The organism is Collinsella sp. AF08-23, from assembly GCF_003479805.1.
GTDB lineage: Bacteria > Actinomycetota > Coriobacteriia > Coriobacteriales > Coriobacteriaceae > Collinsella.
The window spans coordinates 41129-59740 of sequence record NZ_QUHV01000012.1 but is presented as its reverse complement, the minus strand read 5'-3'; the positions used below and the strand labels follow the sequence as shown (position 1 = coordinate 59740).

Here is an 18612-nt window from a genome sequence, read left to right as displayed (position 1 = left end):
TTCGTTATCTAAATTGATTGACCCGCCTTGACGGTATCGCTGAAAAACGGCACCAGGCTCGCGAAGCCCAGTGCCGCCTAGAAACCCGCGAGAGGCGTGCAGGGGCGCCGAAAAGCGGGCATACTACTAGCGACTTGGGAGGCGTACGCCCTCCTGGAGTAGAAGCAGTGGGGTGAAACCCGCACGAACAGCCGCTCCGGCACAGGGCGGCTGTTCCCTTAAGTGGCGAGTTTCACCCCTCGGCCGTTAGAAAACGGCAAGAACAAGTAGCGTGATCGATAGAACGAGCACAGCAGCTGCGAACAGCATTGCAGTGAACTTCGCCATGGGAACCCTCATTTCACGTCTAGCCAATCTACCTGCGGTTTGCAACCGCAGGGTGCCTTCAAGTTGCGTAAAATGAAGCCCCAAGTTGGTGGTTCTCGCCATGCGGCAACCGTAGTGTGTAAGTCGCCGGCAGGAAAAACGCCAAACGCTGGATGTCGAGTTCGGGCGCTGCATTGAGTTGGATTGCGCCGTTCGGACTCTCGCCCCAGCCAACGAGAGGACCCATCATGAGCTTCCGCACCAATCTGCAATACCTTCGCGCAGAGCGCCACATGACCCAGGAGCAACTCGCTATGTTGCTCGGGGTGTCCCGTCAATCCGTCACCAAATGGGAGGCCGAGAAGTCCTATCCGGAGATGGACAAGCTCATCAAGATGTGCCAGATCTTCGAGTGCTCGCTGGACGATTTGGTGCAGGGTGATGTATCCCGCCACGGTGTCCCCGCTCGGGATGATCTTGGCGGCTACTCGCCGGTGCGTGTGGCCACGGAGGGCGCCGTTGGCGATATGTCCGCTGGTCCGTTGACCGTCGCACCACGGGATGCATCTCTTGGTGAACCTGCGGGACCTGCACGCGCACGTTCCTCCGCCGGTGTCTGTGCTATTCCCGCCGGTCTAGCTACGGATGTATGTGGTTACGACGAGCACATGGTCACCTTCGCGCGCAAAATCGCGATCGGCGTCGTGCTCTTTATCCTCGGTGCGGCGGCCGCCATCTTCACCGATGAGGTCATGCATTCGGACGGTATCGTCCTCCTCGCGACGTTCGCGTTCGTTGCCGCCGGCCTCGCATTTACCGTTCCCGCGGGGATCGACCACGCCGCATTTGCCAAGGCGCACCCCTACGTCGCCGATTTCTATACGGTAGAGGAGAAGGCGACGGCCCGGCGCCGCGCGTCGATCGCGATCGTGGCCGGCATCGCGATGATTCTGCTCGGGGTTGCGGCGGCTGGTTTGTTCGAGGTCGAGTCCAACGTGCGGGTATACGGCGACTCGCTGATGATGGTGCTGGTCGCGCTCGGTGTGGGGATGATTGTCCACTGGGGCATGCTCTGGGGGCGCACGGACCTTGCGGACTACAACAAGGAGTGGCTCGAGACCGTCGAGCTGAGCGATGACGAGTTGGCGCAGCTCGACCCGCAGAGCCGTGACGCGTACCTGCGCGCTAACAGCCCCAGGCGTCGCGGCGTCGCCGCCCGCAAGGAGAAGGCCTGCATGGTGATCATGCTCGTCGCCACGATGGTGGCGCTGGTATGGCTTTTCGCCGCGTCCGCCATGGGTGCGTCCGAGGGCGTCTCCGGATTATTCTGGCTTCCCTGGGTCGTCGGCAGCCTCGGTAGTGGAATCGCCTTGATCGTGATTGAAGATGACGACGCTGAGCCTCATTGTGAGGGCAAGCGCTAGCCAAGGTCCAGCATTAACGTCCGGAAGATTGCCTATGACTTCCTTCCGTTTGGGCCCCTTGAATTGGCTGAACAACATAGACAATTGCAAGGGGCCCATAGACATTTCGGGGGAGTCGCGGGGATACCGCAAGAGCCCATAGGTAATTTCGGAGAACCCATAGGCAATCGACGGATGCCTGGCCCGCCGGCAGGCTGGTTAGTTCAGCAACCCCCATGTGGCAAAGCCGATCACGCCGCCGATGAGTGCGGCGGCGAGGAAGGCCAGCAGGTCATATGCCAGCCGGTGCTTCGTCGGCCACGAGCGACGGGGGAGGGCGCGCGGGTCGCGTTCGATGTCGACTTCGCCGTTCATGAATGCGAGGATCTCGCGGTAGGTCACTAGGTCGTTCTCGCGCTTGATGCGTTCCAGGACCGTCGCGACGAGAAGCGCGCCAACCGCCGGGGCAAACACCATTCCCGCTGCAGGGCCCGTGCCCCAAGCCCTTTCCAGCCAAGTAAAGGCGGGCGACAGCAGCAGGGCAAATGCCAAGACAAGTAGTGCGACCATGAGCAGGGCGAGCCGTACCATGCGCTTTCCCGCGAGCTTGCGGTCCCTCTCGACAGCCTCTTCCATAACGGTCACGTCTCCCTTCACGAGCGTGTCTATGGAGGTGTCGAACAGGATGCTCAACATGAGCAGGCTCTGGACGTCCGGATACGTCTTGTCCCGCTCCCAGTTCGAGATGGTCTGGCGCGATACATAGAGCTTCTCGGCGAGCTGCTCTTGCGAAAGGCCCATCGCCTCGCGTCGCGTCTTGATCTGGTTGCTGATGTCCATCGTCACCTCCCGGTCGTGAAGGAGCGTCCCGCTGATCTGCCGCGGGCGCCATCGAATCTGTTGTACATCTTACGCGGCGAGGTCTGCTAGGCGCTGCAAAATCTGTTTTGCGCTATCGCTACCTGCGGAAATTAACGCTGGTTGAGGCGGAGCGAGGACTGATCGCACGAGGGATGGGGCACCTTTTGATCGAGCGGACCATGTTGTGCGCGTATGCACTCGGTGGAATCTGACCTAGTAATTCCACTGAGAGACTTCGTGTACGTAACTTGAACGTTCTTCATGGTGTATGGTTATATAATATAAGATATATACCCGCAGTATAGTGAGGAGGGGCGCACGGTGCGTTCATATGACATCGTCCAAAAGGAGCAAGACCTCACGACGCTTGAGTGGGGCGAGCGCGTCAATTCGTCGGGAACGGCGGGGACGTACCTCAAGGCACGTACGGGGCATGGCGCGCGTGCCATCTACTACAAGCTGCCTCGGTACAACGGAATCGAGTTTGATGGACACGAGTGCATAAACGAACTCGTCGCGGCACGTCTGATGCGGCTCCTGGAAATCGATCACTTGGAATATCGCCTCATCCACGCGCGCGTTGTGGTTGATGGTCGAGAGCGGGAGGTCTGGCTCAACAGCTCCAAGAATTTCCGCAAGTCAAGAGAGCGCAAGCTGTCCCTCTCCGCATATGTGAGCCTCTACGGCGAGCAGGGCGCATCGCCTTATGAAGTGTGTCGCGCACACGGTTGGGAAGGGCAAATCAAGCAGATGATGCTCGTCGACTACCTTATTGCCAACCGCGACCGGCACGGCTCGAACATCGAGGTCATTTTGTCTCCCGACGGGTCGGCCAGGCTTGCGCCCATTTTCGACAACGGCCTGTCATTCGTCGCCCCCTTCGCGGGGCAGCGGGATGCTATCGAGGCGTTCGATCCACTCCGTCGCGTTGCCACGACGAACTACATCGGTTCGCGTTTCTTGGAGGACAATCTGCGCGATATCGCCCCGGTAGAGCTTACGCATGAGCTTAAGTTGGAAGATCGTGCCGCGCTGTTCGCCGGGTTGGAACATGCCGCCCCGGATTACCTACTCGAAAAAATGTGGGAGATCGTTCGAGAGAGATGGTCTTACTATGCGGCGCTTTGAGTTGATTGACGGTGAGGGGCGGGAGTTGCGCCCCAGTGCGATTATTTCGTATGACGAAGCGACCGGCGCGTATGGCGCTCGTGTTGAGGATTGGGCGGAGCCGGGGGACGTGCCGGCGATCTTCGCGGCGTTTGTCGCCCGAGGGGAACGGGACATACCGAGCAAATGGGTTCAGGCTTGGGTCGATGAGCGGATTGCCCCTCCCGGCCGTCAGAATATCGGTGAGGTGCTCAGGTCTCACGGGTTGATGGAATATGATTCCGCCGCCCTGCTCGCAAGCAGTGCAGGGAGAAGCTCGCAGGACGGGTTTTACATGCGTGAGATTGGGGCATCCGCCAAAAGTGCTCGGTGCCTTGGGCGTTTAGTCGAAAAGGAGCGCCTTGCGGCAGGGAAGACGCAGGTCGATCTTGCCAGGCAAAGCGGAATGACCCAGACGGCGGTGAGCGTACTTGAGCGCGGCGGTGCCAACCCCACGCTCAAGACGCTTGAGAGAATTGCCGATGCGCTGGGAAAGAATCTGGTTATCAAGTTCGAATGAACGCGCAGGCTTACCCGGGCGCCTGTTCTCAAATCGAGGCCCCGGTCATGCAAAAGCGGCGAGGACGTCTAGCTTCCTCGCCGCTCGTGATATGCGTGAAGATCGCCTTTAGCTCAACATCTTGGCAAGCATGCCGATGCCGACGCCCACCATGCCGCCGGCGATCGCGCCGAGGATGATCTGCACGCCGTTACGCGCGCCCTTAACCCAGGGGCTCATCTCGCGCTCGCGGTGTCCCTCGAGCGTGTCGCGCTCGACCTGCTCGCCGCGGCTGAACGCCAGCACCTCGCGGTACGTGACGAGGTCGTGCTGCTTCTTCATGCGCTCCATATACACGAACGCCATGAGCATCACGACGAGCGCCACGGCGGCGAACGCCGCGGTGGGCGCGATGTGAGCGCCCCAACCCCATTCGAACTGGAACGCCGCCCACGCGCTCAGCCCCAGGAACACGACCGCGCTCACGACCGTGACCGTGGAGAGGGCGTTGTACTTCTTGACCGCTTCGTTCATCACCTGTGCCATGGTTTCCACATCTCCTTTGATGAGGGAGTCCACGGTCACCCCGAACACGTTGGAAAGCAAGAGTAGGCTCTGGACGTCAGGATACGTGCGGCCGCACTCCCAGTTGCTGATGGTCTGGCGCGACACGTAGATGCGCTCCGCCAGGTCGTCTTGGGACAGTCCGAGCTCCGTGCGATGCTCCTTGATGTGAGAGCCCAGCTCCATGCGTTTGCTCCTTGCGGGTCGGGGTGACCCTTGTCGAGGGTCACCATGGCATTGACGGGCAAATCGTACCATCAAAGGTCTTTATAGCGAGTCCCCGAGGGGTTAAGTCGCGCTGCCAAAAGGCTTTATACACGGCGCTGAGCTGGTGGAACCTTTGCCCATCCATCGCGGGCACGCACCTTGCAAGCGCGCTTGAAATGGGTTCCTGGCACGACATCCCAGGGGCGCGGTGGCTCTATGGACAGCAGACCTCGATTTGGGGACGGCCCCCCTCAATCGGGGTGGGCTAGGGGCGGGGCGGGGTCATTTTTCCGGATGTGCACGCTTCGGGTCCGACTGGTCGAGTAGGTGGACATTTCGCCCGACGAAATCCTGCGGTTTTGCCGGGCGGAGGCGGCCGCCACTCCGCGCTATGAGAACGAAGTGTACACATCCGAAAGTTTTGCACCGGATCTGCGCCTACGCGCGCAGTGCGGGCGTTGACGTCACGGTGTGGTGGAAGATGAGTGCTCCCAGACAAAGCGAGGCGATGCCGAGCGCGACGTTCGCCACGTGGCCGATGACCAGCCCAAGCGAGAGCGATGCGGCGAACACGAGGGCGCCCGCCAAGAACGTGTAGACGAGCCCGCCTAGGATGCACGTGTTCATCGGTGCTCCGCGCTTGACCACATCCTGCGGGTTCATCCAACTCAAATTGGGGCGCCGCACATCGACCGACATGCCCAGGCATACCCAGAGCGCGAAAGCACCCAGCCCCACCAGCAGGCATTCGAGGGCCATCAGGGGAGTTGCTTCGCCGCTCGCGAACAAGATTGCCACGGCGACTGCGAGTGAGGCGCCAAAGGGAATCGCGCTGCTCGTGAGCTTTGCCCCCAGCATGGTGCGCGTGCTCACGGGGGCCGTCGCCATGAGCCATGCCGCGCGTCCCTCGATCGAGATGGACACGACGGAGCTCGTGCACATGATGCCGCAAAACGAGAACGCCCACGGCAGGATCAGGCGGATGTTGCCGATCATCTCGGCGGCCTGCTCGGCATTCACCTCGATCCCGTTGATCGACCCCGAGGCGACGAAGTCCTGCAGCCCGGTCACACCCAGGAACACGGCGATGCCGATGGTAAAGACATAGCCGAACAGGCAGTTGAACGCATAGGTGGGGATGCCGATGAGCGTGCGCAGCTCCTTGTGGACGATCGTCCAAAACGGCGTGCGCGTGCGTGCCGCGCCGCCCATGGGCGCCTGCTCGCCTGTGGCCGTCCGCCCGGAGCGCGTCTTGAGTTTGCGCGCGGCGAGTGAGGCGTTGAGCGCGAGGTAACGCTGCTGCATGACCTCGAGGCATGTGCCGGCGACGCCCAGCGAGAACGCGGTGAATTCGATGAGCCCGGCAAGCGAGCCCTCGGTAATCGCCGAGCCCGCCCAAGCCGCGGGCGGGTAGAGCGCGCAGACGGTTCCTTCGAGCATGGTGCCCATCTGGCCGAGCCCCTGTAGGACCTCGGCGCTATTTTGGCTGTTCACGCTTGCGGAAAACGAGGCCGATCCCCCGAAAAACGCCAGCAGCGCGATGAAGCCGAGGGCGACGAACACGAGGTTGGCGTGGCGAAAGCGCGCGGCGACCCATGTCACGGCGTATGCCGCGAGGGTGGCGAGGGCGGTGGGAGCCAGCGGTGCTAGCACCATCGACGCGACGGCAGCGAAAACGGAGAGCGCCCTTGGCGGCACTGAGATGAAGTACACGGCATAGAGGGGAAGCATGGCGCAGAACGCCAAGGTAATTGAGCTTCCCATTAGCGCCGCCATGCGCGACGCAACCAGCGCGCGGCGCGAGACGGGGAGGGACATGACGAGGTCGTAGTCTTTGAATCCAAAGAGCGTCCCGTTTGCCTTGAGGAACGTGAACACCACGCCCGCAAGCGAGCCCAGGGCGACGGCGAGGGCGGGAAGCACCCGCGCGAGCCCCAGAACTGCAAGGCCAAACGCCATGATGGCCAGGTACCCCATCATGATGATCGCGAGCAGGGCGAACCCGCATGCGATGAGGGCGATGCGCCCGCGTCGCTGGCTTCGCGAAAGCCCGCTGCGCACCGGTGCGAGTGAGTTGACGAGCCCGAGCACCTGGACGCGCGTGAGCAGGAGAAAAGCGCGCATGGGTCGTTACGCCTCCCGTTCCACTAGATCGAGGAACACGTCTTCGAGCGTGTCGTCACCGCGCACCTGTTCGGTGGTGCCCTGTGCGAGCACCTCGCCCGCACGGATGATCGTCAGTTTGTTGCAGAGCTTCTCAACTACTTCGAGCACGTGCGAGGAGAAGAACACCGCGGCGCCCGCGTTCGCGTGCTCGCGCAAGATCAGCTTGAGTTCGTGTGAGGCGACGGGGTCGAGGCCCACAAAGGGCTCATCGAGCACGAGCAGGCGCGGGTCGTGGACGAGCGCCCCGATGATGACGAGCTTTTGCCTCATGCCGTGCGAGTAGGAGGAGATGGGGTCGCCGAGCGCGTCGACGATATCGAGCCGACGTGCCAGCCCCTCGATGCGCTCCATGCGATTCTGCGCAGGCACCTCGTAGATGTCCGCCAGGTAGGTGAGATACTGCATGCCGGTCATGAACTCGTAGATGTCGGGGTTGTCGGGCACATAGGCGAGCATGCGCTTGGCTGCGATGGGCTCACGCGCGATGTCGTGCCCGCAGATCTCGATGGCACCTCCGTCGAAGGCCTGCGCGCCCACAATCGAGCGGATGAGCGTGGTTTTGCCGGCGCCGTTATGGCCGATGAACCCGTAGATGTCGCCCGCCTCCACGGTGAGCGAGAGGTCGCGCACGGCGATCTTGTCGCCATAGCGCTTTTGGAAACCGCGGACCGACAGGATGTCCATTATGTCTCCTTTGCTAGAGGAATAATTAGAAGAATATCTAACAATCGAGGATTATGGTACAAGCCAGCGGAATGTCAAGAAGAGCAGAAGGGGCGTCCGTCCTTTTCCGGCCTTTCTGCGCCGCATTTCGCGCCATGTTCGCGTGATGTGCTGCAAAGACTCTTTGCGGGCGCGGTGCGGAGGTTTCGTGGATGCTGCGCCGAGGCTATTCCATGCCCGCGGGCCAGCGATGACGCGCGAGGTCGACGCGCCCGTCCGGCAAAAAGGACACGCCCTCGCCCGCGAGCATTTCATGTTGCGCCTCGGGCCCGCCAAAGGCAAAGCCCTCGCACAGGCGCCCATCCGCGAACACGATGCGATGGCAGGGGATGATGCCCGGCTGGGGGTTGACGTGCAGGGCAAAACCCACGTATCGCGCCTTGCGCGGCTCGCCCACGAGCTTCGTGATCTGACCATAGGTCGCCACCATGCCGGCGGGGACCTGCGCCACCATCTCGTACACGCGGTCGAAGAAGCCGTCTTGTCCGGATTCGGTCATGTGCCCTCCTTCGGTATCCTTCTCGGTGCGCCTTCCCATCACGGGGTGCGTGTGTGCTCATTGGCCCTTTGCACGTCTTCCTTCTTAGGTAGCCTTCCCGCGCGCTTGAGGGCGTCGCGCAAGATCCACTCCACCTGGCCGTTGGCGCTGCGCATCTCATCGTCCGCCCAGCGTTGGACGGCCTCCCATATGGCGGGGTCTATGCGGAGGGGGTATTGCTTGCGTGCCATGTTCCTATCGTCTCTATCCCAGTGCCTTTCCCAGGCACCGCATCTTGGGGCTCAATCGTCGGGCGCCGCACGCCAGGCGCGCGCCCTCCTCTTTCGCCCCAATCTGCAGCACCCGGAAAAGGCGTACACGCGCGTAGATATTAGTACAGGGTGCCGGCATTGAGGACCGGGTGCGCCTCGGACTCGCCGCACAGGACCACCATGAGGTTGCTGGCCATCTGCGCCTTGCGCTCGTCGTCCAGCTCGATGGTGCCGCCGGCGGCCATCTCCTTCACGGCCATGTCGACCATGGAGACCGCGCCCTCGACGATCTTCTTGCGCGCGGCGATGACGGCTTCCGCCTGCTGGCGGCGCAGCATCGCCTGGGCGATCTCGGGGGAGTAGGCGAGGTGCGTGAGACGTGCATCGTCGACCTCGACGCCGGCGGGCGCCAGGCGCATCGCGAGCTCGCGGCGCAGGGCTTCGGAGACCTCTTCCACATTGGCGCGCAGCGTGATGGCGCCGGCGGCATCGGACTCGTCCTCCAGGTGGTCGTAGGCGTACACGCTCGCCACGTGGCGCAGCGCCGTCTCGGCCTGCATGGCGACATAGCTCTGGTAGTCGTCGACGTCGAAGAGCGCCTTGGCGGTATCGGCGACGTGCCACACCACGACGGTTGCGATCTCGATGGGGTTGCCCATTTTGTCGTTGACCTTCAGGCGCTCGCCATTCAGGGTGCGCACGCGGGTGGAGATGGTGGTGGGGTTGCCCTTGGCGGCCTTCTGCGCCGCGGCCTTGGCGGCCTTGGAATCGCTCATCTCGAGCTCGATCATCTCGCCGATCCCGGCCGATCCGCCCATGCTCTTGCTAAAGAACGGGTTGGCCCAGAAGAAGCCCTCGTCGCGGACGGTGCCCACGTACTTGCCGAACAGGATGCACACGCGCGCCTGGCCGGGCTGCAGCGAGAAGAATCCGTTGAGTGGGATGAACCACAGGCAAAACGCGAGGATGCTGAGGCCGAGCCCCCATCCGTAGACTGCGGGCGCGTCGACGCCGTCGGGCGTGCTCGCGAGCCCGATGGTGCTCCAGATAAAGAGGCCGATGATGGCGATGAGCGCCACCGCCACGGCGACGAGCATGCCGTAGCCCGACTTGGCCTTGAGTTGCTTTTCCACGCTCATTGTGAGTTCCTTTCACGACTGCGTCGGCGTTCGCGTGACGTCCCCGGCGCCGCGCTCCAGATTGCGATGGGGAGGAGGCGAGTCCCCGAGCAGTCCGTGCGGCTGCTGATTGCATTGTGATATCACATTGAGACCAAGTCAAGGAGAATCGGATGCCGTCTCTCATGGCATAAGTGGTTCGGGGCGCCCGGCATCTACGCTCCGTAGAGGTCTTCCTGTTGCATCTTGGCTCGCAAGTCCCTATAATAGCCCCACTCACGGCTGAAGGTTTACCTCGAGATTTGGAAAGGGGAGCTGCACCATGCTTGCTTCCATGAGGATTTGGCTCTAGCCACGGTCGCGTGAGCGACCGGTACTTCGCTGCATACCACCGATCGCATCAAAGGATTATTCCATGACACAACCGAATCCCTGCGCTTTCTTGGAAGCGCTCGCTCGCCATCGTCTGGATCGGCGAGTTCTTCTCCGTGCTCACGAGCTCCATTCTGCAGATGGGTCTCATCTGGCACGTCACCCTCACCACCGGCTCCGCGAGCGCCCTGTCGTTCGTGAGCCTGGCGGCCTTCTTGCCCATGGCGCTCCTCGGCGCCTTCGCGGGCACCATCGTGGACCGCACGTCCATCAAGCGTCTCATGATCGGCGCCGATCTCTTCATCGCGGCCGTGAGCCTCACGCTTGTCTTCGGCTCGCTTCGGGGCGACCTCTCTGTCGCCGTTGTGGCGGCGGTGCTGTTCGTCCGTGCGCTGGGCAGCACGCTCCATACGCCCGCCTTCAACGCGCTCACACCGCTCATCGCCCCGCCCGAGGTGCTCGGCAAGCTGGCGGGCATGCTGCAGTTCATGCAGTCGGGTAGCTATATCATCGGCAACGCCATCGCCGCGGTGGTCTATCCGGCGTTTGGTCTGACCTTCATGATCGCGCTCGATGTCGCCGGCGCGGTGCTCGCGAGCATCGCGGTGGCGACCTCCGGCATCAAGACGCCGGCGCCCGAGCGCCATACGCCCGAGGAGAACGCCGAGGCGTCGCACCACGCGGTGCGGGCCTTCCTATTGGAGACGGCCAACGGGTACCGCGAGCTCAAACGCCATCACGGTCTGTTCGCCATGCTCTGGATCGGCTTCGCCTTCTCGGTCCTGTTCTCGCCCATATCCGCGCTGTTCCCGCTCATGGTGTTCGACCATTTTGGGGGTACCACTACGCAGTCGGCTATCGCGGAGATCGCGTTCTCGGTCGGCATGATCGCGGCGAGCGGCTGGATCGGGGCGACGGGTGGCCTTAAGAACCGCGCGCTTTCGTGCACGCTGGCCATCGGCCTCTTCGGAGCGGGCACGCTCGCGGGCGGCCTCGTGCCCCCTTCCGCGCTCGTTGTGTTTCTGGGGCTTACGTTCGCGATGGGGGTCTCGAGTCCGCTGTACAGCGCGCCGCAGATGGCGCTCATGCAGGAGCGCGTCGATCCCGAGTGCATGGGCCGCGTCTTCGGTCTGTACGGAGCGGTCTGCAGCTGGGCCATGCCCGTGGGGCTCGTCGCATCGACCTTGTTCGCGGACGCCATCGGCGTAAGCGCGTGTTTCGTGCTCATCGGTGCTGCAATGGTGATCCTAGCAGGCATCACCTGGGCGATCCCGAGCATCCGCAAGATTGGGTAGCGCTCTGGCGGAGTGCGTTTCGTTTCGGACGGCTCGTAGGGCCGCTGCGACGTGAAGGGTGGTCGACGGTGCGCCTGCGAGGGCGCCGTCGACCACCCTTTTGTTTAATTCGTCTGGCCCGGCGCCGATCATCATCTGTTCGCCGGGCGATTGCGATGCCGCCGCTTGCCGATACGCGGCTCCTTACGTTGTGCGCATCCCATCGTTCTGGCAGCGTTTCCTGCAGTTAATCTCCAGAGCTCGAGGCGGTGGCCCCTATGAGTAATCTGCTCGAATCCATTCTGCGCGTCGGTATGACCGTGTTCATCGTCGGCCCGCTCACTGCATGGGTCGCCCGCCGCGGCGCGCGCGAGCGCAGCGAGGCAACGGACAGCCTCGATTGCTTCACGGTGCGCATGCCCGCAGCCATCCGCACGATCATCGCCTGCTGCGCCGTCGCGTTCGAACTGCTCATGCTGGGTGTCTACGTCTGGCAGGGCGTCTCGCTGGGCGAGTGGGACCACGAACTTGTGTGGTTCGGTCATGCCATGGCGCTCGCGGGTATGGCTATCTGGGCCTTGCTGAGCATCCCGCGTATCGACGTGGACGGTGGGCGCATTCTCTCGCGTAACGCCTTCGGCATCCGCAAGGAGACGACCTTCTCCAGCATCACCCGCGTGACGCTTCACACGCAGATGATGAGAATCGATCTGTATGAGGGCGAGCGCAAGTTCTGCTCGGTCAGCCTCGAGGGCGTGTGCTCGCTCAACCTCCTTGCACGGCTGGAGAAGGAGGGGATCGAGGTCTCGGACGCCATTAAGGGCCCCATGACCAAAGCTGGTCTGTGCTGGGCTGCCATCAAACCGCTGGCTATCGTGTTCAACGGCATGGCACTCGTCTTCTCGCTCGTAATCGCCTTCATGGCCGTCTTCACCGAAAATGGCGCTCGCCTGCTTCTGCTCGTCCCGTTTCTCTTCCTATTCATCGGCGTTCTCCTGCCCCTACTCATGTTGAGCATGCCCCTCCGCGGAATTTACGAGATCTACAGGCAGGAGCGCGAGCTCGGCTTCTCTTTCGCCGACGAGATGGCGGCTCGAGGCGCCACGGGGACGGAGCTTGAGGATGATGATTGGTTCGTCTCAATCAGCAATGCGCGCATCGTGGCGTTCCGACGCGACTACCTCAAGAAGGTGTCCGAGCCCGAGGGGAGCGAGAGCGGCGACCGTTGCATCGTGACCACGAAGGACGGTCGGAAGATCAAGGTGTACGCTGCGGCCAGCACGCTTGAGGGCTTGCGCGATTGGTTCAGGAGCGGACCCAGGGAGAAGAACATGATGCAGCGTGGCGAGGACGTACTAGAAGCGATCGGCTAGGCTGCTCGAGGTGGCTCCAGGCATATGGTGACACGATGGAGATACGGCGACAACGGCCTGCTTAAGAAACATCTAACCCTATGAGGTAATAATGGCTCACGCGGTAACGCTCGCATCCCAACAACGGGCACCTTCGATTCCGAAAGGAGCGATATGGCAACAGAGACGCAGGTTGATGAGATCATCCGTCTAGCCGAGCGTGTCCATTCGTCCGATGCGTTTCGCTGTATGGACGAGGCGAACGCGGGCATTGGCGGGACGCTCCGTATGCTGGCGGAGGCGCGTAAGGCCGAAACCGTGGTAACGGCGGGAGACATAGCGGAGCGGCTCGGCGTGAGTACGGCGCGTGTTGCCGCGCTGCTCAAGCGCCTGGAGTCCAGGGGGCTCATCGCGCGCAGGCGCAGCGAGGCGGATGCCCGCGTCACCGAGGTTGTGCTCACCGATAAGGGCGCGGCTTGCGTGCACGCGTTTTACGGGGAGATGCGCGCCCAGGTGGCCATGTTGATCGACGAGCTGGGCGAGGAGCGTCTGCGAGCGTTCTTCCTCACGGCATGCGAGATTCGGTCGCGCCTGCGCCCGCCCACGATGCAGCTGTAGGATGCCCGCGCTGCACGTTCGGGTTTCCGATGCGTCCTTGCGTTCGTCGTACGTCCTGTCGTCTTGAACCGACCTGCGCGCATGGCGGAGCCGGTTCGGCACGCGTGCATATCTCATAGGGTTAGATAAGGAGAAGATGTTGCTCAAGCTATTTCGAAACCTAACGAAGCAGGAACGGGGGCTTGCCGTCCTGGCGCTGGCGTTCATCGTCACCCAGGTCTGGCTCGACCTCAAGTCGCCTGAGTACATGGCCGAGATCACCCGCCTCGTGCAGGTCGAGGGCTCGACCATGCCCCAGATCCTCACGGCTGGCGGGAAGATGCTGTCCTGCTCGCTGGGAAGTCTGCTCGCCTCGGTCGCCACCGCCGTGTGTGCATCGCGCATCGCAACCGGGTTCGGTGGCACTATGCGCGCCAAGCTGTTCGGCAAGGTGCAGTCGTTTTCCATGGAGGAGATCGGACGATTCTCCACGCCGAGTCTCATCACGCGCTCCACGAACGACGTGATGCAGATTCAGATGCTTATCGTCATGGGTCTGCAAATGCTCATCAAGGCGCCCATCACGGCGGTGTGGGCGATCACCAAGATCGCCGGCAAGCGCTGGGAGTGGACGGCTGCCACGGCCGTCTCCATTGTGGCACTCCTCGCCGTGGTGGCGGTCTGCCTCGCCGTGGCGACGCCGCGATTCCGCCGCATGCAGCGCCTCACCGACGACCTCAATCGCGTCTCGCGTGAGAACCTCTCCGGCCTTTCGGTTGTGCGCGCCTACAACGCCGAGGGCTACCAGCAGCACCGGTTCGACACGGTGAACGACACGCTCACGAACAATCAGCTCGTGGGCAACCGCACGATGGTGTTCCTCATGCCCACGATCCAGGCCACGATGAGCGGCTTGTCGCTCGCCATTTACTGGATCGGCGCCGTGCTCATCAACTCCTCCGCCATGGCGAATAAGATCTCCCTGTTCTCCGACATGATGGTGTTTTCCCAGTACGCCATCCAGGTGGTCATGGCGTTCATGATGCTCGTGATGATCTTCATGATCCTGCCGCGTGCGCAGGTGGCCGCGGACCGCATCAACGAGGTGCTCGAAACCGAAACGACCATCAAGGACGGCACACGCGAAGAGGGCGAGCCTGGTCGCGTGGGCGAGATCGAGTTCCGCGATGTGACCTTCCGCTATCCAGATGCCGAGGGTAGCATGCTGCGCCATGTCTCCTTTACTGCGCATCGTGGCGAGACGGTCGCGTTCATAGGCTCCACCGGTTCGGGCAAGTCCACCGTGATCAATCTTATCCCGCGGTTCTATGACGCCACGTGGGGCAAGGTCCTCGTGGACGGCGTGGACGTGCGCGATTATTCCGTGCGAGCCCTGCGTAACAAGATCGGATATGTGTCGCAGAAGGCGACGCTGTTCGGTGGCACGGTGAGTACCAACGTGGCATACGGCGACAACGGTCGCGGCCCGGTGGGCGAGGAGGACGTGGCGGACGCCATCGAGACCGCTCAGGCATCCGAGTTTGTGGAGAAGATGGAGGGTGCCTATCACGCACAGGTGGCTCAGGGCGGCGCGAATCTGTCCGGCGGACAGCGGCAGCGCCTGTCCATCGCCCGTGCGGTTGCCCGCAAGCCCGAGATCCTGATCTTCGACGACAGCTTCTCGGCACTCGATTACAAGACCGACCGCGTCTTGCGCGATGCCCTCGAGCGTGAGTTTGCGAATACCACGCGCATCATCGTGGCGCAGCGCATCGGCACCATCCGCGATGCCGATCGCATTGTGGTTCTGGACGAAGGCCGCGTGGTGGGGCAGGGGACCCACGAGGAGCTCATGCACGATTGCGAGACCTATCGGCAGATCGCCCTGTCCCAGCTGAGTGAAGAGGAGTTGATGTAGATGGCGGGCATGCATACTTCGTCTGCGCCGCGCGGCCCCATGGGCCACGGGCCCGTGGGGCACGGCGCACGTGGTGCCGCGGGACAGCGTATCGATCGGGGGACCTGGGGCAGGCTGTTCAATTATTGCCGGCGCTTCCTCCCCGCCGTTGCGGTGGCGCTTATCTGCGCGATGGTCGGCACGGTGCTCACGCTGCTGGGACCCAATATGCTCTCCGATATCACGGATGCCGTGCAAGACGGCATTGCGCCAAATAGCGACAAGCTCGAGCAGGTCGTCGAGGCCGTCACGCGCAATATCGAGGCGAACGCCGCGGCGATGGCGCAACAGCAGGCTGCCGCGATGGCCGCCGCCGGTGCGCCTGTGGGTGTGGGCGATGTCGACGCGATGTCGGCGGCGGGGATGGGTGCCGCCGCCACCGGCTCAGACACCGCGGAGGGCGCCACATCCGCCGCGCCCTCCCTGGACGACCTCGCGAGCATGCCCGCTGAGACGCGAGACGCGCTGCTCACCGACGTCGAGGTGGACGGTGTCATCATCACCGGTGCCGACCAGCAGAAGTTGCTCGACATCTTCTCCAACCTCGACATGAGTGACACCGAGGCGGCCATGGCGGCCCTCGATGAGCTTCCCGCCTCCGTCAAGAGCCTGGTCGAGCCGCGCATCGACATGGATCTGATCGCCCGCATCGCGCTCACCCTCGTCGCCTTCTACGTGGCGAGCTACGTGCTCTCCGTGGTCCAGGGCTGGATTATGACCACCGTCACGCAGCGCATCGGCCGCAGCATGCGCGCCGACATCTCGGCCAAGATCAACCGCCTGCCCATGTCGTACTTCAACACGGTGCCCACCGGCGACATCCTCTCGCGCATCACTAACGATGTTGACACGCTCGGCCAGTCGCTCAGCCAGAGTGTTGGCACGTTGCTCTCCGCCGTTGTCCTCTTTTTTGGCAGCCTGTTCATGATGATCACCACCAACGGATGGATGACGCTGGCCGCCGTGGGTGCGAGCCTGCTGGGCTTTGTACTCATGATGGGTATTATGGGCCATAGCCAGAAGTACTTCGTACGCCAGCAATCCGCGCTGGGGGCCCTGTCCGGCCATATCGAGGAGTCTTACACCGGTCACTCGGTTATTGCGGCATATAACGCCGAGGACCGCGTGCGCGCAGAGTTCGACCGCATGAACGGCGAGCTCGTGAACGCGGGCTTCCGCGCCCAGTGCCTCTCGGGCCTTATGATGCCCATCATGATGTTCATCGGCAACTTTGGATACGTCGCCGTATGCGTGGTGGGTGGCGCGCTGGCGCTCGATGGCCAGATCGGCTTCGGCGTAATCGTCGCCTTTATGCTGTACGTGCGCTATTTCACCCAGCCGCTCTCGCAGATCGCCCAGGGCGTGCAGGCGCTGCAGTCCGCAGGCGCCGCGGGCACGCGCGTCTTCGAGTTCCTCGAGGCGCGCGAGATGGCCGACGAGTCTGCCAAGCCGGCGCGTCGTGCGCAGGGCGTACGCGGCGAGGTCGAGTTCGACCATGTGCGCTTCACCTACGCCGGCTCCGATAAGCCGGTCATCAAGGACTTCTCCGCGCACGCACTGCCCGGCCAGAAGGTCGCCATCGTAGGCCCCACGGGCGCGGGCAAGACCACCATGGTCAACCTCCTCATGCGCTTCTTCGAGATCGACGGCGGGCAGATCCGCATCGACGGCGTGCCGACCAGCGAGATGCGCCGCGAGGACGTGCATGCGCTGTTCTGCATGGTGCTGCAGGACACCTGGCTGTTCGAGGGGACGGTACGCGAGAACCTCGTCTACTGCGACGAGGGGGTGACCGACGAGGAGGTGCAGCGCGCCTGCCGCGCCGTCGGGCTCGACCACTTCATCCGCTCGTTGCCGCATGGCTACGACACGGTGCTGAACGACCAGGTCAACCTCTCCCAGGGGCAGAAGCAGCAGATGACGATCGCGCGCGCTATGATCGCCGACAAGCCGATGCTCATCTTGGACGAGGCGACCTCCAACGTGGACACGCGCACCGAGCTCAAGATCCAGCAGGCGATGGATGAGCTGATGCGCGGCCGTACGAGCTTCGTCATTGCGCACCGCCTCTCGACCATCAAGAACGCCGACCTCATCCTGGTGATGAAGGAGGGTGACATCATCGAGAGCGGCACGCACGACGAGCTGCTGGCCGCCGGCGGCTTCTATGCCGACCTCTACAACTCCCAGTTCGCTGAATAACATTTCAAGCAAATGGCGCCGCCTTCCAGCAGGAAGACGGCGCCAAATGTAGTCGCGCGCAGAGGGGAGGGAAAACGCGCTTCTGAGCAATAACGAAGGTCCTTGTATCGCCTGTGTCCTTCGCTGCGATGAATATACCTGCAGTCGTCGGCAAAGATGCGCTAAAGAAGGCGGTACATATCGTCTCCATAAGTTAACCAAGGGTTACAAATGCGTATCGCTGGAGATGGCGCATCGGCTCGGATGGGGCGGGTCGAGCTGTGCTCGAACGAAGTCGCAGGTTTTCACGTAGTGAGGAATCGTTCGACAAGCTCCTCGAATGCCCCGTCCATGCCCGTCGTCTCGAGGATGGCGTCGCAGTAGGGGCGTACGTCGTCGGTGACGTTTGCCACGCCCACACCCAGGCCTGCCCCTTTGATCATGGCAAGGTCGTTTGCCGAATCGCCGACGGCGATCACCTCGGACATCGGAATATCCAGCATCTTTGCGAGACGCGCAAGACCGGTGCCTTTGTCCACACCCGCGGGCATGAATTCGAGATACCGCTTGGACGAGAACGTGATCTCGACCCCAAGGCGTTTCGCCATGGGTGCCAGGTGTGGCTCCAGACCCTGCAGCGCCTCGAAGTCACGGTTCACGTACAGGATCTTCACGATATCGCGTCCATCGAGAAACGACAGGTCCGGATGGTCGGCGCTGGAGATGTGGGTCACGCCGGAAATCGAACTAAGGTACGCACGCTCGTCCTCGTCCGCATCGGGTACGAAGACGTGGCCGTCGGCGACGTTGATGTGCATGCACAAGCCGAGTTCGCGGCCCCTCGCGTACAGCTCTTCCGCGCAAGCGCGCGAAAGGCCGCAGGTTCTGAGGGGCGTCTCGTCGCCCACGCGGTTGATGAAGCCCCCGTTGTATGACAGCACATAGCTGCCTTCGAGTAGTTCCCGAGCTTCGCCCGTGAAGTTGTCCATGATGCTGGAGTACCAGCGCCCGCTGGAGGGGACGAACAACACGCCGAGCTCCTTCATGCGGCGCAGCGCGCGGAGATTCGCCTCGGGGATCGCGTGGTTGGCATCGAGGAAGGTCTCATCCATGTCGCTGGCGACAAGACGGTACAT

At 62.6% G+C, this 18612-nt stretch carries 16 protein-coding genes; 8 read left to right on the top strand and 8 right to left on the bottom strand.

Going from position 1 to position 18612, the window contains the following annotated elements:
* Window positions 1-554: 554 nt before the first annotated feature.
* Window positions 555-1730 (top strand): helix-turn-helix transcriptional regulator, encoded by a 1176-nt coding sequence (locus DWV48_RS09415; protein WP_233546226.1) that lies wholly within the window; start codon window positions 555-557, stop codon window positions 1728-1730.
* Window positions 1731-1928: 198 nt separating this feature from the next.
* Here DWV48_RS09415 and DWV48_RS07455 read toward each other — a convergent pair whose 3' ends face one another.
* Window positions 1929-2549: a helix-turn-helix transcriptional regulator gene (locus DWV48_RS07455; RefSeq protein WP_118654184.1), complete on the bottom strand. Its 621-nt coding sequence runs from the start codon at window positions 2547-2549 to the stop codon at window positions 1929-1931.
* A gap of 342 nt (window positions 2550-2891) precedes the next feature.
* On the opposite strand from DWV48_RS07455, the gene DWV48_RS07450 reads away from it, so the two are divergent.
* On the top strand, window positions 2892-3698 hold the full coding sequence (locus DWV48_RS07450; protein WP_118654183.1) for a hypothetical protein: 807 nt from the start codon (window positions 2892-2894) through the stop codon (window positions 3696-3698).
* A complete protein-coding gene (locus tag DWV48_RS09295; protein ID WP_199588924.1) occupies window positions 3685-4236 on the top strand; it encodes a helix-turn-helix domain-containing protein in 552 nt (183 codons plus the stop codon). The genes DWV48_RS07450 and DWV48_RS09295 overlap by 14 nt, the downstream gene beginning before the upstream one ends.
* A gap of 108 nt (window positions 4237-4344) precedes the next feature.
* Here the strand turns inward: DWV48_RS09295 and DWV48_RS07440 are convergent, their stop codons facing one another.
* The 6 genes from DWV48_RS07440 to DWV48_RS07415 form a co-directional block, all read right to left on the bottom strand.
* The gene (locus DWV48_RS07440; RefSeq protein WP_118654182.1) at window positions 4345-4965 is read right to left on the bottom strand and encodes a helix-turn-helix domain-containing protein; all 621 of its coding nucleotides are present in this window, start codon (window positions 4963-4965) and stop codon (window positions 4345-4347) included.
* A 459-nt stretch (window positions 4966-5424) separates the two neighbouring features.
* Complete coding sequence (locus DWV48_RS07435) at window positions 5425-7110, bottom strand: hypothetical protein (RefSeq protein WP_118654181.1); 1686 nt, start codon at window positions 7108-7110, stop codon at window positions 5425-5427.
* A gap of 6 nt (window positions 7111-7116) precedes the next feature.
* Entirely contained in the window at window positions 7117-7836 is a 720-nt protein-coding gene (locus DWV48_RS07430; protein WP_118654180.1) for an ABC transporter ATP-binding protein, read from the bottom strand.
* A gap of 205 nt (window positions 7837-8041) precedes the next feature.
* Window positions 8042-8374 carry an MGMT family protein gene (locus tag DWV48_RS07425; protein WP_118654179.1) on the bottom strand — a complete coding sequence of 111 codons (333 nt, stop codon included), beginning with the start codon at window positions 8372-8374 and terminating at the stop codon, window positions 8042-8044.
* Between the two features lie 38 nt (window positions 8375-8412).
* Window positions 8413-8604 carry an Arc family DNA binding domain-containing protein gene (locus tag DWV48_RS07420; RefSeq protein ID WP_118654178.1) on the bottom strand — a complete coding sequence of 64 codons (192 nt, stop codon included), beginning with the start codon at window positions 8602-8604 and terminating at the stop codon, window positions 8413-8415.
* Between the two features lie 140 nt (window positions 8605-8744).
* Entirely contained in the window at window positions 8745-9764 is a 1020-nt protein-coding gene (locus DWV48_RS07415; RefSeq protein WP_118654177.1) for an SPFH domain-containing protein, read from the bottom strand.
* 407 nt (window positions 9765-10171) lie between these two features.
* Between DWV48_RS07415 and DWV48_RS07410 the strand changes: the two genes are divergently transcribed.
* The 5 genes from DWV48_RS07410 (at window position 10172) to DWV48_RS07390 (ending at window position 17497) form a co-directional block, all read left to right on the top strand.
* Complete coding sequence (locus tag DWV48_RS07410) at window positions 10172-11410, top strand: MFS transporter (protein ID WP_118654176.1); 1239 nt, start codon at window positions 10172-10174, stop codon at window positions 11408-11410.
* A gap of 257 nt (window positions 11411-11667) precedes the next feature.
* The gene (locus DWV48_RS07405; RefSeq protein WP_118654175.1) at window positions 11668-12762 is read left to right on the top strand and encodes a hypothetical protein; all 1095 of its coding nucleotides are present in this window, start codon (window positions 11668-11670) and stop codon (window positions 12760-12762) included.
* A gap of 153 nt (window positions 12763-12915) precedes the next feature.
* A complete protein-coding gene (locus DWV48_RS09450; RefSeq protein ID WP_118654174.1) occupies window positions 12916-13359 on the top strand; it encodes a MarR family winged helix-turn-helix transcriptional regulator in 444 nt (147 codons plus the stop codon).
* A gap of 136 nt (window positions 13360-13495) precedes the next feature.
* A complete protein-coding gene (locus DWV48_RS07395; protein ID WP_199588923.1) occupies window positions 13496-15256 on the top strand; it encodes an ABC transporter ATP-binding protein in 1761 nt (586 codons plus the stop codon).
* On the top strand, window positions 15257-17497 hold the full coding sequence (locus DWV48_RS07390) for an ABC transporter ATP-binding protein (protein WP_199588922.1): 2241 nt from the start codon (window positions 15257-15259) through the stop codon (window positions 17495-17497). It begins immediately after the preceding gene.
* Window positions 17498-17781: 284 nt separating this feature from the next.
* On the opposite strand, the gene DWV48_RS07385 is transcribed toward DWV48_RS07390, so the two are convergent.
* Window positions 17782-18612: an HAD-IIB family hydrolase gene (locus tag DWV48_RS07385; RefSeq protein WP_233546224.1), complete on the bottom strand. Its 831-nt coding sequence runs from the start codon at window positions 18610-18612 to the stop codon at window positions 17782-17784.